Annotated in this window: 10 protein-coding genes; 6 read left to right on the forward strand and 4 right to left on the reverse strand. The window is 68.6% G+C overall.

Annotation, left to right across the window (positions count from 1 at the left end; genetic code table 11):
• The first annotated feature begins 90 nt into the window (after positions 1–90).
• Together AC4IJH_RS10680 and AC4IJH_RS10685 are read left to right on the forward strand one after the other, a co-directional pair.
• Positions 91–1,182 (forward strand): tetratricopeptide repeat protein, encoded by a 1,092-nt coding sequence (locus AC4IJH_RS10680; protein ID WP_490851352.1) that lies wholly within the window; start codon positions 91–93, stop codon positions 1,180–1,182.
• 302 nt (positions 1,183–1,484) lie between these two features.
• Positions 1,485–2,408, forward strand: coding sequence for an AraC family transcriptional regulator (locus AC4IJH_RS10685; RefSeq protein WP_490851353.1), 924 nt, complete (start codon positions 1,485–1,487; stop codon positions 2,406–2,408).
• 816 nt (positions 2,409–3,224) lie between these two features.
• Here the strand turns inward: AC4IJH_RS10685 and AC4IJH_RS10690 are convergent.
• The gene (locus tag AC4IJH_RS10690) at positions 3,225–3,452 is read right to left on the reverse strand and encodes a hypothetical protein (RefSeq protein WP_490851354.1); all 228 of its coding nucleotides are present in this window, start codon (positions 3,450–3,452) and stop codon (positions 3,225–3,227) included.
• A 487-nt stretch (positions 3,453–3,939) separates the two neighbouring features.
• On the opposite strand from AC4IJH_RS10690, the gene melC1 reads away from it, so the two are divergent.
• Both melC1 and melC2 read left to right on the forward strand, forming a co-directional pair.
• On the forward strand, positions 3,940–4,338 hold the full coding sequence (gene melC1 / locus AC4IJH_RS10695) for an apotyrosinase chaperone MelC1 (RefSeq protein WP_490851355.1): 399 nt from the start codon (positions 3,940–3,942) through the stop codon (positions 4,336–4,338).
• Positions 4,339–4,452: 114 nt separating this feature from the next.
• Positions 4,453–5,280 (forward strand): tyrosinase MelC2, encoded by an 828-nt coding sequence (melC2, locus tag AC4IJH_RS10700; protein WP_490851356.1) that lies wholly within the window; start codon positions 4,453–4,455, stop codon positions 5,278–5,280.
• Between the two features lie 324 nt (positions 5,281–5,604).
• On the opposite strand, the gene AC4IJH_RS10705 is transcribed toward melC2, so the two are convergent.
• Complete coding sequence (locus AC4IJH_RS10705; RefSeq protein ID WP_490851357.1) at positions 5,605–6,156, reverse strand: STAS domain-containing protein; 552 nt, start codon at positions 6,154–6,156, stop codon at positions 5,605–5,607.
• 780 nt (positions 6,157–6,936) lie between these two features.
• On the opposite strand from AC4IJH_RS10705, the gene AC4IJH_RS10710 reads away from it, so the two are divergent.
• Complete coding sequence (locus tag AC4IJH_RS10710; protein WP_490851358.1) at positions 6,937–7,824, forward strand: GAF and ANTAR domain-containing protein; 888 nt, start codon at positions 6,937–6,939, stop codon at positions 7,822–7,824.
• Between the two features lie 716 nt (positions 7,825–8,540).
• Here AC4IJH_RS10710 and AC4IJH_RS10715 read toward each other — a convergent pair.
• Together AC4IJH_RS10715 and AC4IJH_RS10720 are read right to left on the reverse strand one after the other, a co-directional pair.
• Positions 8,541–8,996 (reverse strand): group II truncated hemoglobin, encoded by a 456-nt coding sequence (locus AC4IJH_RS10715; RefSeq protein ID WP_490851359.1) that lies wholly within the window; start codon positions 8,994–8,996, stop codon positions 8,541–8,543.
• A 375-nt stretch (positions 8,997–9,371) separates the two neighbouring features.
• Positions 9,372–10,877 (reverse strand): alanine/glycine:cation symporter family protein, encoded by a 1,506-nt coding sequence (locus tag AC4IJH_RS10720; RefSeq protein WP_490851408.1) that lies wholly within the window; start codon positions 10,875–10,877, stop codon positions 9,372–9,374.
• 1,688 nt (positions 10,878–12,565) lie between these two features.
• Between AC4IJH_RS10720 and AC4IJH_RS10725 the strand changes: the two genes are divergently transcribed.
• Positions 12,566–13,939: an NsdA family TPR-like regulatory protein gene (locus AC4IJH_RS10725; RefSeq protein ID WP_490851360.1), complete on the forward strand. Its 1,374-nt coding sequence runs from the start codon at positions 12,566–12,568 to the stop codon at positions 13,937–13,939.
• The last annotated feature ends 1 nt before the right edge of the window (position 13,940 follow it).

The raw sequence follows: 13,940 nt of genomic DNA on the forward strand, positions 1-13,940 counted from the left end.
CCAGGGCTCAGTTGTAGCTACTTAATCACGCGTGACAACAACGCAGTTGCAGGATTTTGCCGGAGTGTATTTTCGCGAGGGGGAGACGCTGTGCCTCGGGAGCGTGTATATGTCAGGGCTGATCTCGGCCCGAACCGACGAGTCGCCGTGCGCCACATGGCAGTCATTCTGGGAGCGGCGACACTGCCCCTATCGCTGACTTGCGGCGTAGCAGAAGCCTTGACGCCAAGGGTTGTTCGACCCCTGGAAGCCGCAAGTCTGGAACGAGCGGTCAACTGCTTCTTCGCGCAGTCCGCAGCATACGGCGGAGAATCCACCAGGTTTGCGCTGCACTCATTCATCACCGGCGAAGTGAGGCAGCTGCTCGCAGTTCCGTTCCCTCATGCCAAGCGCCGTCAACTGCTCGAATACTCCGCACAGCTCATGCATCTCCTCGCCGGGATGACGGCCGACGCGGGACGCCATCCGGTGGCCAGGCGGCAGTTCCACACGGCCCTCACCCTGGCCCAGGAAGCAGGCAGCAGGAACTGCCGAGCCGTCACCTTGCGCGCCATGAGTCTGCACTCCATGCAGTACGGGAGCGCTCGTAACGCCACAGACCTTGCCGAGGCGGCCGTCTGCGCTGTGGGCGCGACAGGAGCTTCTGCAACCCGGGCCTTCGTTCTCGTGCAGCGCGCCCGTGTGTACGCCAACCGCGGCGAACCCCGCCGCGCGCTCACCGACCTTGCGGCGGCCGAGTCGGAGCACCTGAAATGCGTCGGAACTCCGGGGCCCTTCACGTCCTATCCGAAGGCTGGAATGGATTTCCAGCGAGGCGAAGTACTGCATGCCCTGGGGCACGATTCCATGGCGGTGTCCGCGCTGCGCGAGGCGGCTCGGCACCGGTCGCCGCTGCAGCGGAAAAGCTACGCGCTCACCCATGCCCGGCTGGCCGAAGCCCTGCTGGCACGCCGCGACCTGGAAGAGGCATGCACCCATTGGCATGTCTTCCTCGACCAGTACCCGTGCCTGCAGTCCGCAACAGCACGGCAGGCGATGGGAAATCTGCACAGCGCCTTGCCACGCTTTGGACGCCAACCTGCCGCCGCATCCGTGCTGGAGCGAGCCCGTCACATCGGCCGCAGCGGGCGTCGAACACCCCACCACACACTCGGATCACCCGTACCCTCGACGTTCTCATGAAGTGAACCGCGCGACGAGGGGCGCCCAAGCCGTGTGCCGGCAGCGCACGCACCAATCGGCCCGACACGTCATGCTGCGTTCTGGGGGCACGCGGATCCACATCCCCTGAAGAGTGACAGTCGGATCGTTTGCGCTCCTGCGGTGGTCACCGGCCGAACTGGCAGACGTGCGGAACGTTCATAGCGGTTGGCGGTTAGTTAGGGATGGAACACGCGTCCCCTCTATGGAAGCCCCTCATGCCTCACGAACGTCGTGCAGTACTCCCGGCCCCGGTCCCGATTTCCACGTATACCACGCACAATATGGATGAAGCCCACTCGTATCTGGAGAATGCCTATACGAAACACGCAGCAAGCCTGACGGGAGACCGGAAGAACTTCCGGTTCTCCTTCCGCCGGGCCGACGCCGACGGTCTCCACCTCGATTTCGTCGAGCACACTCTGGCCGCCGACTGCCATTGCGACCCGGTGGACAGGGTGCTGTGCCTGTCCGTCCTGCACGGCACCGTACGCCTGGTCAGTGGGCGGCACGATGTGCGCCTGCAGCAGGGACAGGTCGCGCTCTACCCGGTTACGGCCAGCACGCGGGTGAGTTGGGATCCCGTGCGCATCGCCGTGATCAGTCTCCCCCTTGCTCTGGTGCGCAGAACGGCAGCGGAAACCGGCGGGATCGAGGAGGGCGACCTTCGCTTCGACTCGCTCTCGCCGGTCACGTCGGACAGGGCGCGTTCTTGGAACCACTTCATGGCCTTCCTGAACCGTGAGACCAGAAGCCCGGGCTCCGCGTTGACCGAGCCCCTGGTCAGGGAACAACTGGCGCGAACGGCAGCGCTGTCGCTGCTGGCCGTGTTCCCGAACACGGCCCGAGGGCGCGGCCCGTCGCCCACCGCGGGGTACGTCGCTCCAGCCGCGCTGCGGCGAGCGGTGGCCTATATCGAGACGCATGCCGACCAGTCGGTGACGATCAGCCAGCTGGCCGCGGCAGCGGGTGTGACACCCCGCGCGCTGCAACACAACTTTGCCCGCCACTACGGCATCACGCCCGGTACGTATATGCGGCGGGTTCGGCTGGAGCGTGCCCACAAGGAACTCCAGGCCGCTGACCCCACGACCGGCGTCACTGTCGCCTCCATCGCCGCACGCTGGGGATTCGGCAAACCCAGCCGCTTCACGGAGTTGTACCGGCATACCTACAACACGCTCCCCAGCACGACACTGCGGACCTGACCTGAGGGCCTGGTGGCCACCCCTGGACCTGGAGGCCCTAGCCTGCCGCCCTGCCCTTGCCGACAGGCGGGGCCCGTCCGCCCGGGAAGTGCCACGGTGTGCCGGCCCGGGAGAGCTCCGGAGTCGTGGGCGGGACTCCAGGCGCGTCCCCGAAAAGCGAATGACTTGCCCCAGAACGCGAATTGATGGCCACACTGCTCGCCTGTTCGGCCAGCAAAAACAGAGGTCTCGTCTACTTCTCGGAGAAGATCCGGGACCATGGATGATCCCTTCTGCTTGGCGCCTCTCCCTGTGGCATGCCCGGAAGAGCCGAACCTCCCGGACGTCCCATCCGGTCACGGCGAGGACGACAGTCGGGACCTTGTGGACGGCGACGCTTTACACGCCGAGCGGCAATGGCTGGAGGGTCACCATGGTGACCCGTCCTCGGCCCTCGACAGCGCTCCCGAGGCTACCGGCGGTGCGACTCGGCCGGCGGATGAAGAACCCGACGCCCGGACTTCCCTGGATACGTGAAGCACCCGGCTGGATGCGTGAAGCACCCGGCCATCGCACCGAGGCCCGCAGGGGCTGGCAGTTGGCTCGCTGTCGGCATGCCGTATTCCCCCGCTCAAGAACGGGCGGGGAGAGCCCCGCAAGGGCAAGAGCTGGAAGAAGACACCGTCAGCGCATGCACCAGACGGCTGGCGGCGAGGCTCGATACGGCCCGGCACATCCGTTGTGGCCAGCCAATCTCTGCTGCCCGGCCCGCTCCCAGGGGCCGGGCAGCAGTGCCACCTCGTTCACGACAGGGGAGAGGCGCGCGTGCCGCAACTCCTACGAGGAGTGGTTGGCATAGGGCGGGTTCCCGCCCGATGCCTGTCGCTCGTCGGCGGCCCGGCGGCGTCGGACGGCAGCGGTCAAAGTGATGACGATGCCGGATCCCAGTGCCATGCCGCGCAGCAGGTCCACCGGCAGCAGGAAACCGGCCACCAAGAGAATGAGACCTACGATCCACAGGCTCAGCGTCTTGTTCAGGGTGGCATCGAAGGTCCTCAGTGTCATGTAGGCACCGTAGGACAATTTGCCACCGGTTGCCACAGAACGTGATCTACGTCGCGACCAGCGAGTGTAGTGAGGCCGGTGCGAAACCCCTTCTGCCGGTCTGCCCTGCCATCAGCGCACCGGGCAGACCAATTCCAGGCGTCTTCGACCCGGCGGTCGTTGAGCGATGGACTGGTGGGACTGAAGACTCCCTTTGTTTTTCCTGCAACGGCAGAAGAATTTTGTGTCCATGGGGCACCAGGGCGTACTGAGACAGGAAGGCTGCCGGGATCAGCGCACAGGCTTCCGTGGCGTATATGGCGTGAAGAGACGGGCGGGCCGGGCGGGGGGTTGGGTGGCGCGAGAGCATTTGTCACGCTGACATGCGGTCGGTCCGGCTCCGTACCTTGTGGCGCCGGGCCCGGCGGGGCGCCATCGCGCGCCCGGTCATCTCTGCGCAAACACACCCCGGGAACCGCTCCCGGGCCGGCCGCAAGGGAGACGAACCATGCCAGATCTTTCACGCCGCGCCGCACTGCGCGCCGGTACGACGGCCGCCGCCGTCGCCGGCCTCGGCGCGCTCGGCGCGTCCGCGACAGCACGGGCCGCGGTGCCCGTCCAGCAGGCCGGCGCAACGGCGGACGGCTGCCAGGATTTCGACGAGATCTACCGGGGGCGGCACATCGTGGGCCGCTGCACCCATGACGGCGCCCGCCGGCACCCGGGCGGTGGCGAGGTGGGCGTCCGCGTCTTCATCGACGGGGAAGAGCTGCACCTGATGGGCAACGCCGACGGCTCATACGTCAGCATCGTCAACCACTTCGAGTCGCTGCCCACCCCGCTCGCCGTCGCCCGCGTCGCCGTGGACGGCCTGGCCGGCGCCGACCTCGTACCGCTTTCCACCTGACCAACCGCGCATCTCCGGCGCGGCATTGCGCTGCGCTCACCGGACACCACGGGCCACCAGCTGACCCGGCAGGGCCGCCGGTCGCGCAGCCCTGCCCTGATTTACGGAGCCGCCATGGGAATCCGCAAGAACCAGGCCGCGCTCACCGCCACGGAAAAGCGTGACTTCGTCGACGCCGTCCTCGCCCTCAAACGCAACGGCCGGTACGACGACCTCGTCACCACACACAACTCCTTCATCATGAGCGACGTCGACAACGGCCCTCGCGCCGCCCACCGATGTCCGTCCTTCCTGCCCTGGCACCGCAAGTTCCTCCTGGACTTCGAGCGGGCCCTGCAGGAGGTCAACCCGAACGTGAACCTGCCGTACTGGGACTGGACCGTCGACAACACCCCCAGCGCCTCCCTGTGGCGCGACGACTTCCTGGGCGGCAACGGCCGCACCGGCGACCGCCGGGTCACCACCGGCCCCTTCGCCTACGAAGGCGGCAGCTGGCCGCTGGGTGTCACCACCGACACCCGCCCCTTCCTCAGCCGCGCCCTGGGCGCCGCCGGCGTACGGCTGCCCAGCCGCGCCGAGGTGGACTCCGTCCTGGCCATGCGGACCTACGACGCGGCCCCCTGGAACAGCGCGGCGGGCGGGTTCCGCAACAACCTGGAGGGCTGGCGTGGCATCAACCTCCACAACCGCGTCCATGTCTGGGTCGGCGGGCACATGGCGCAGGGCGTGTCCCCCAACGACCCCGTGTTCTGGCTGCACCACTGCTTCGTGGACAAGCTCTGGACCCAATGGCAACAACTCCACGGACGGACCTATCAGCCCGCCGCCAAGACCCCCGGGGTGGTCAGCCTCACCGACACCATGCGCCCGTGGAACGACACCACGCCCCGCGACATGCTCGACCACCGCCCCTACTACACCTACGACACGGCCGCGGCCTGAGCGCACCGCTGCTGTGCGGTGTGCCGTCCGCGGACACGGGGCGACTGGTTGCGCAGTTCCCCACGGCCCCTTGGGACACGGCCGAAGCGCACCGGGCTTCGGCACAGGGGCGGACCGATCCGGGCCGCCGTGCAGCGTGCGGTGTTCGCGGTGCGCTCCCTCACGGTGCGAATGAGCTACGGCAGATGGTGCGTTGAGTTCGGGCGTACGGCATCAGCCAAGGGCATCGTGCGCACGGGGGCCTGCGCCGGTGCCGCGGTGGGAGGATCGAGGCAGCCTGTACGGCCGCGTCTGGACCTCTCCTCGTCTGAGCGGCCGGAGCCTCTACCGCCGCTGAGGCGGGCCCAGGGGCGGAACCGTCCTAGGCCCAGCCGCCGCCCGTAGCTGGGCTGCGGCAGGGCCCTCCCGCCGGACGGTGGCGGGAGGGCCCGCGGCCACGGCGTGCACACCAGTACCGGCTGTGACATGAGCCGCCGGTGGGGGACGGACACAGGCAGCCTCCAGCGTGGCCACCGGACGGAACACCGTCTCCAGTCCGGTCAGGCGCAGCAATCGCAGGTGCGTGGGGCGCGTGCACACCACCGCCAGTCGCCCGTCCCGATCATGCAGCCGCTGGCGGGCCCGGCACATCAGCGCCAGGGCGGCACAGTCCAGGAACTCGGCACCACGCAGGTCGATGACCACCTGGGCCCCGTCAGGCAGCGTTACGGCATCCAGATGCGCGCGGACCTCCGCCGCGGCAGCAAGGTCGATCTCGCCGAACAGGGCAACGACGGCATGACTGCGGACCATCTCGGTGCGGGCATGGCGGCCGGGCAGCGGCGCGCCGAGCACCGGGCGCGGCGATTGGTGAAGTGCGCGGGTCCGGTGGGGCATGTTGAGGCCTCCGAACAGCCAGCACAGGGCCGGGGCGGGAGCAGGGCAACTGCCACCGGGGTTCGGGGTGACGCCAAAGCACCCTAGTACCGGCACCCGTTGCAGAATCGCTCACCATCGACCACGACCACTCGTACGAGTGAACAGAGGCCGGAAGCAGCGCATCTTCCACAGACGTACTGCGGGCGTTCGCGGACGAATCGGCGAACGCGCCCGGCGCAGAGCAGGCGAGAGCCGGGCTCGGTACGTCTTCAGTGCTCGGTTGTCGATGAGGGCACCGCGGCAGTGCCTCGGCGGTGTGGCGACGTCCCGCTGGAGGGTGCGGGACGGGTTGTTCAGGCCCATAGTTGAGGATCCGGCTGCCAAGTGAGGTCTGCAGTCGCTGCGTTCGGGACTCCGCTATCTCCAGCAGGGGTAGCGGCGGGACCCTGGGCCTCATCGCAGCCTGCTCCTCGGCTGGTGATGCGCGGTGTGGGGCGGGGCCGCTGCGTCGTGGCCCGGGGCGAACAGGCTGGTGACGTCACGGCAGAGCCGCCTGACAGGAATACGAGGCCGTGTCCAGCGGCAGGGCGAGCGGCGCAGGTCGGCCAGGCACCGTCGTCCGCCGACGTGCCTGTACGGACATCACCCCAGCTCTTTCTGTTGTTCGTTGGAGGCGGCGCCGATGGTGCGATGCCGGGCCGGGGTCGGGGTATTCGACACCGTAGAGACGGTCGGCAGTCGCGCAGAGGTGACCGTCGCCACTGCCGGACGATTCCCTTGCTCGGGCGGTAGCGGTGGATGGTGCTGACGATCAGGTTGGCCGGCCGAGTGCGGCGGGTGGAGGTGCGAGCGATGTGGCCCGAGGTCCATGGCGACAACAGCGCGGCCAATGGCGCCCGTCCGTCCGGTGGCGAGGATGGCAGGTGTGTCACGGACGTCGTGGCAGCCGCCGTGCAGGGCCTCGACTTCCTGCAGGTGCCCGCGGCGCTGTGCCGTGCCTGCGTAAAGCTGCTTCCGGTCACCGGGGCGTCCGTGTCGCTCACCTCGCAGCGGACGGTGAACACCTTGTGGTGCGCCAGTGATGAGAGGGCGACCCGGCTCGCCGAGGCCCAATACACGCTCGGCGACGGCCCGTGCCAGGCGGCCTTCGACCAGACGGCACCGGTGCTGGCATCGGATCTCACCGGTGGACCAGATGCCCTCAGGTGGCCGGTTTTCGCCCAGCAGGCCCTTGAACTGGGGGTACGGGCGGTGTTCTCGTTGCCGTTGGGGGTGGGTGCACTGGCCGTCGGCACGCTCGACCTGTACCGGGAGTCCACCGGTGCGCTGTCCGAACGGGAGTTGCGCATCGCGTTGATGGTCCGGGACGCCGTCACCTTCTCCGTCTTGCACCTGCAGTCCGACACCGAGCGGCACGGGCCCGGGGACGAAGGCGGAGCAGCGTCATGGGTAGAGGCCGCAGAAGCCGATCACGCCGAGGTCTACCAGGCCGTCGGCATGGTCATGGCTCAGCTGGGCTTAGACCCGCAGCAAGCCCTGGACCGGCTGCGGGCCCGCGCCTTCACTCAGGGGTGCTCGGTGACCGAGCTGGCCCGTGACGTAGTGAGCCGGGCGGTCCGTTTCTCTGCGGAGGCGGACGAGGGCCAGGAGCATGGGCGGCGCGGCACAGCGAACGAGGGACGGTGAACGGCCCATGAAACATGAACAGCAGCTCGCCGAGGCAATCGTCGGGCCGGCCCTTCGACGAGTACGGGCCGCTGGGCATCCGCTCGACGACCGGGGCCCGCTCGGTCGAGCAGGGCAGGCCGGGCCGGTTGCCGGAGAGCTTCCACCGCCCTCACAGCACCCGCACTTCCGTGGCTGCTATTCGGTCGGTGTTGACGCCCTGTGGGGCGTCAACTGGCGCCGCAGGGGCATCGGCCCGGCCTGGGGCGAGCTCAAGAGCATTCGGGGGCCGGCCCGGACGGCGCCCCGGTCTGCGTGATCTTGGATCATCTCTCCGCCCACAAGAACTGGCGCCTCGGAGGGGCGGCGAGGAACGAGGCCGAGCTGTGCTTCATGCCGACGAACGCGTCCTGGGCCAACCCGATCGAGGCCCGCCTCGGACCGCTGCGGAAGCTCACGCTGGCCAACTCGTACCATGCCAAGCACACCGTCCACATGGAAGTCGCACCGCTGCCCGCGCCGGCACCACCAGAATGCCCGGCACACCGGCGTCCTCGTCGCGCAGCGACGTGAACGTGCCCGCGTCCGCAGCGAGAAGGCCTCCGGTGAGGCAAACGGTGTCTCGTGTCCCCGGCATGACCGTTGCGGCGGGAAGGCCGGCCAGGTTCGTGCTGCCAACTCCGCGTCGGCCGGGGCGGCGGCCCCTTCGGCCGGCGCGGAGAGCAGAGGGCAAAGAATCAGGCCAGTCCGTTCCAGCCCCACCGGGGCGTGGGGCCGGGGTCACCGACGTCGGTGCCGACTGGATCAGCTGACACGTCACGGGCGATCTTGGTGCCCCAGTCGAAGTATTCGATGACTCGGCACCGCAGCAGCTCGTCGTCTGGGAGTTCCTTCTCGACGGCAGCTGTCATCAGCTCCATCCAGCGCAGGCGCTGCTCCTCGGTGATCGACAGGCCGAGGTGGGCGCGCAGCAGAGCCTGGTGGCCGCCGAGCTCGTCAGTGAACCGGGGCGGGCCGCCGAAGACCTCGGCGAGCCAGATGGCGACGTGCTCGGTATGGGTGCGGCTGAAGTTGGCGAAGACAGGCGCGAGCAACGGATCCGCCAGGACGTCGTCATAGAAGGTGTTGCTCAGGCGGCGGAGCGCATCAAGACCGCCGATGGCTTCGACCAGAGGTTTCGTGCTGTCGGTCATTCCGCCTCTTCTGGAGGGATGCCACGGTGGTCTGCTCGTGGTGTTTCGTTTCCGCGACGCTCTTCGCATTCAACCCGCAGAGCGACTCGACTGCGAGCACCAACCCGGCGAACCGCCCCGGCCACAGCATGAGCGACCCGGCGCAGCTGGTTGATGAGGGACCGGAGACTCCCGGCGCGGGCGCACGGATCCGGCGCGCCGCCACGCGTCCGGCTCCTTCGCGCCGCGGGCCGCAGGAGGCGTTCTTCCTGCCCTGCTCGGTCCCGCACCGCGAGTGTTCCTCGGTGCCCAGGCTGCGGCCGTCAACCTGCCCAGCGCAGCGGAGCATTGTCTTGTGGACAGGGAGGCTGGCGGATGGGGCGGGTGGTGTCGGCGTCAGCTGCGGTGGCGGGTGCGCAGGTAGGTCAGGAAGGAGGCGAGTTCCTTCTTGACGACGGGGGCGAGGAGGTAGAGGCCGATGATGTTGAAGACGGCGAGGCAGAAGACGAGGGCGTCGGCGAGGTCGAGTACGGAGCTGAGGGTCAGCAGCGAGCCGAGCATGACGGTCAGGGTGAACAGCGTCTTGTAGAGGAGCGTGCTCTTCTTGCCGTGTCCGAACAGGAATGTCCAGCCCTTCAGGCCGTAGTAGCTCCAGGTGATGATCGTGGAGAAGGCGAACAGGAGCACGGCGACGGTCAGGACGTAGGGGAACCAGGGCAGGACGGAGGCGAAGGCGTCGGAGGTGATGGTCACCCCGCCGGGGATGTCCTGGCCGGCTGCGACGGCCGCGCGGGCCTGTTCCCAGCTGGGCGTGGAGGCCACGACGATGGTCAGGGCGGTGACCGTACAGACCACGACCGTGTCGATGAAGGGTTCCAGCAGGGCCACCAGGCCCTCGGTGGCGGGGTGTTCGGTCTTGACCGCGGCGTGCGCGATCGGCGAGGACCCCAGGCCCGCTTCGTTGGAGAACGCAGCCCGCTGGAAGCCGACGGTCAGTGCGCCCAGGGCGCCTCCGGCGACGCCTAGCGGGGAGAACGCGCCGGTGATGATGGAGGAGACGGCATCGGGCACCTGGCCGATGTTCGCGGCGATGACGATCAGGCAGCCGACGAGATACAGCACTGCCATGGCGGGCACGAGGCGGCTGGTGACCTTGGCGATGGAGCGGATCCCGCCGAGCAGGACCGCGCCGACGACCGCGGCCAGCAGCACACCGAAGGCGATCGCGCCGGTATCGCTGCCGACCCAGCCGTCCGGGCCGCCGGTGACCTCGACGAGCTGCGCATAGCTCTGGTTGACCTGGAACATGTTGCCGCCGAACAGCCCGAAGAAGATCAGGGCGACGGAGCTGAGGACGGCGAGGACCGTCCCGAGCGGGGCCAGCCCGCGCTCGGCGAGCCCCCGGGTGAGGTAGTACATCGGGCCGCCGGAGACCGAGCCGTCCGCGTGCACGACGCGGTATTTGACGCCGAGGGTGCATTCGACGAATTTCGTGGCCATGCCGAAGAACCCGGCGACGATCATCCAGAAGGTGGCGCCCGGCCCGCCGATGGTCACCGCGACCGCGACACCGGCGATGTTGCCGAGGCCGACGGTGCCGGAGACCGCGGTGGCCAGGGCCTGGAAATGGCGCACCTCTCCGGGGTGGTCCGGGTTCTCGTACGTGCCGCGGACCAGCCGCACGGCCAGGGCGAAGCGGCGGAACTGTACGAAGCCGAAATAACCGGTGAAGACGATCCCGGCGAGCACCAGCCAGCCGACGATCCAGGGAAACTCCTGGCCGAAGACGGTGATCTTCGCGAAGACCACGTTGGAGACGTGGCGCGCGATGGGCTCGACCACGGCGTTGACGGCACGCTCGATGTGCTCGTTGGCGGGACCAAAGGGGGCCAGCTCCAGCATGGGGCTCTCACGGGGGTCGTACGGGTGGTAAGCGACATCCGACACCATCAAGATCACCACCGCGCGCCGGGCGCCCTCACCGGGTGACGCCCGTCCGCGCCCCGCACCCCCGCAGCCGCCCCGTGACGGGCACCCGCACGCCTCGGGCCCCAGACACAATTGGCGCAGCGACGGCCCGGCAGGGCGCAGGCGGCCCGGCCGGCCGCGGCGCTTTGGAGCGCGCCGTCCCCGTCACGGCGGCGCCGCCTCTCCCGAGCACGCGCGGCGCGCCGCAGCGCAGCACGGATGCCCCGTCTCCTCATACGCACGACACACCTGCCTACTGATGTCGACATGGTGCGCCGTTATCCGTGCGTGCCCGTGCCCACGTACTGCTTCCTCGGGGCGATCCAACGCCGGCACCGCCTCCTGCGAGCGGTCGACGCAAACGCTCGCCAGCGGTGGCCCTCCCGGCGGCAGGCCGGGGCGTGGACTACCGTCAGCGCCCGTCGAACGGAAGGTTCCCGGCGCCGCTCACGTTCTCTGCCGACGGGGGAGAGGCCGGTGGACCAGGCGCTGGGATGCGCCCCAAGTGGGAGCACCTGACCACGTTGGCAGTCTCGGCGTCGAGAAACGCGCCCCACCGGCGGCGCGCCATCAGGCCTACGGTAAGGACCGCGAGTTCATCCGCTTTGAGACGGCCGCGGACGATGCGTACGGAGGTAGGGGACGTGCTCATGCCGTCACCCTTTCCGGGGGCTTTCCGCGGAGCCGAACTCATCTCGGCGCGGTGACGCAGGAGCCTCACGCCAACGAACATGCCCTGCCAGAGCACGGAAATCGAATTCCGTAAGTTTCTCGTCACGGGAAACGCGCGCCGAGTGCCTGCTGATATTTCTCCCCTCGTATTAACAGTCCCCTAGATGCGGTCATTGCCATCGAGAGCTCAGCAAGATCTTCCTTAGCGCATCACGGACGATCGGCTCGTCATCGGCGAGGCGGGCCAAGGAGCCTGGTACGTACGCTCCTTGGCCCGGGAACAGGAATGCGGTGAGGTGACCCATCAGTCTTTCCCCTTGCTTGTGCCGCTGTCCGCGTGTGTACGGTGCGCTCGGTGGCAGGACGATGCGCGGGTGCGGAGCGATCGGGCGGTGTCCACGGCTCGGAGCACTGCGCCGCTCCGCAGGATGAGCGAGTGCCCGACGTCAGAGTCCGCCGGCCGGGGTACCCGCCCCGGCCGTGGGTGAGCGCCTCGACGATGGATTGCGGAATGGCTTGCCGGTGATCCCTGCGTGAATGTGTTGAACGCCCGGCACCGCCCACACCGCTTTTCATGCACTGCTCCGGAGCCGCCGGGTCGAAGTGCTCCACGCCCCAGACGAGATCCCATCCCGCATCACCTTTCGCAGATACGGTGCATATCCGAGCTCGCGTTCGAGATGAGGAGATGTCGGCCCGCCGTAACGTGCCCGCCACCCCCGAACCGGCCGGCAGCCGCATCCGTGCAGTGTTCAACGCGTTCACGCAACCACTCCAACAGTGCGATTTCTCCGCGCTTATCGACCATGCTTTTGTGGAAGTCGCACCACCAGCGGCCGCCTGCCCGAAGCAGAGCCGATACACGCACCCAACACGAGGCATCACGGGAATCACCGATGCGGCCGCGCTCCGCATGTCGATACACGCCGCGACTCGAACGAGGAGAATCAGTGTCGATCCCCCGCCAGCCCAATGGGCTCCTTCGGGCTCTGCTCGCCGAAGCGGACTGGACGCAGGGCTCCCTCGCACGAGCCGTAAACGCCGTCGCCTCCGAAGTCGGTCGGCAACTCGACTACGACCGTACGGCGGTGGCGCACTGGCTCAGCGGAACACAGCCCCATCCTCCGGTACCGGAATTCATCGCCGAGGCCCTCACCCGGCGCCTGGGACGCCCCGTCTCCGCCACCGCCGCGGGATTCACCGGCGTAGGCAGCGGATACGTGGCGTCGTCGAGCAGCAGCCCCACCGGCCAACGGTGGACCAGGGCCGAACTGGTGGAGCTGTACCGCCTGGAGAGCGACCCGGTCCACAGGCCGCCAGCCCAGGCGCTGCCCTACCAGGTCAGCCAGCTCGCGGACCTCTGCCGGAGCACGTCTGCGGGATGCCACCTGGCGGACGTACCGCACGAGCAGCCCGCCGCGGCCGAACTCACGGTCATGCGCCTCGCGGTGCGCTTCTACCGCGCCTCCCTCAACGCCCACGGCGGGCGGGCCGCCCGCTCGGCGCTGGCGACATTCCTCGCGGACGCTGTCATCCCCGGGCTGCACGGCGCCAAGCCTGCGCCCCTCCAGCGCACGCTGCTGGTGGAAGCCTCGCGCCTGACCTTTCTCCTGGCCCGGATGTACGAGGACGCCGCCTCGCACGGCCTGGCGCAGCGCCACTTCATCGCCGCGCTGCAGCTCGCCCGGGAGTCCGGGGACCGCTCGGCGCAGGCCGTGGTGCTGCGTGGGCTCAGCGCCCAGGGGCTCTCCCTCGGACACCACCGCCTCTCGCTGATGGCCGCTGAGGCCGCGGTGCGGGCCGCCGGGACGCAGGACAGCCCGGCAGGTGCCTATCTGCTCACCCAGCTCGCCGTCGCGCAGGCCGCCTGCGGACACCGCCGCGAGGCGCTGGTATCACTCCTGCGGGCCGAGCGTGCCATCGCGCCCGACGAATCCGGCGGCCCCCCGGACAGTCCTTTCGATACCTACTCACAGGCCGCGCTGGAATACCAGAGCGCCAAGGCCCTCCAACTCGCGGGAGATATTGTCGGCGCACATGCGGCGATGAGCCGCTCCCTGGCCAAGCGATCGGCCGAGGATCGCAGAGGCCTGGCACTCAGCTACGCGCAACAGGCCGAAATGCTCATGCGTGCCGGGCATGTTGAAGCAGCCTGTTCATCGTGGCAGTCGTTTCTGGAGCAATACGGTCACCTTGGTTCGGGAAAGGCTCACGCAGCCGTCGTACGCTCGCGACAACTGCTCAAGCCCTTCAGCCGGGTTCCGGCAGCAGCCACCGTGCTGGAGCAGCTGGCCCAGCAGAAGCCTGCTGTCGTTCCCTGCTGAA

This window comes from Streptomyces sp. UF-297 (assembly GCF_058245575.1).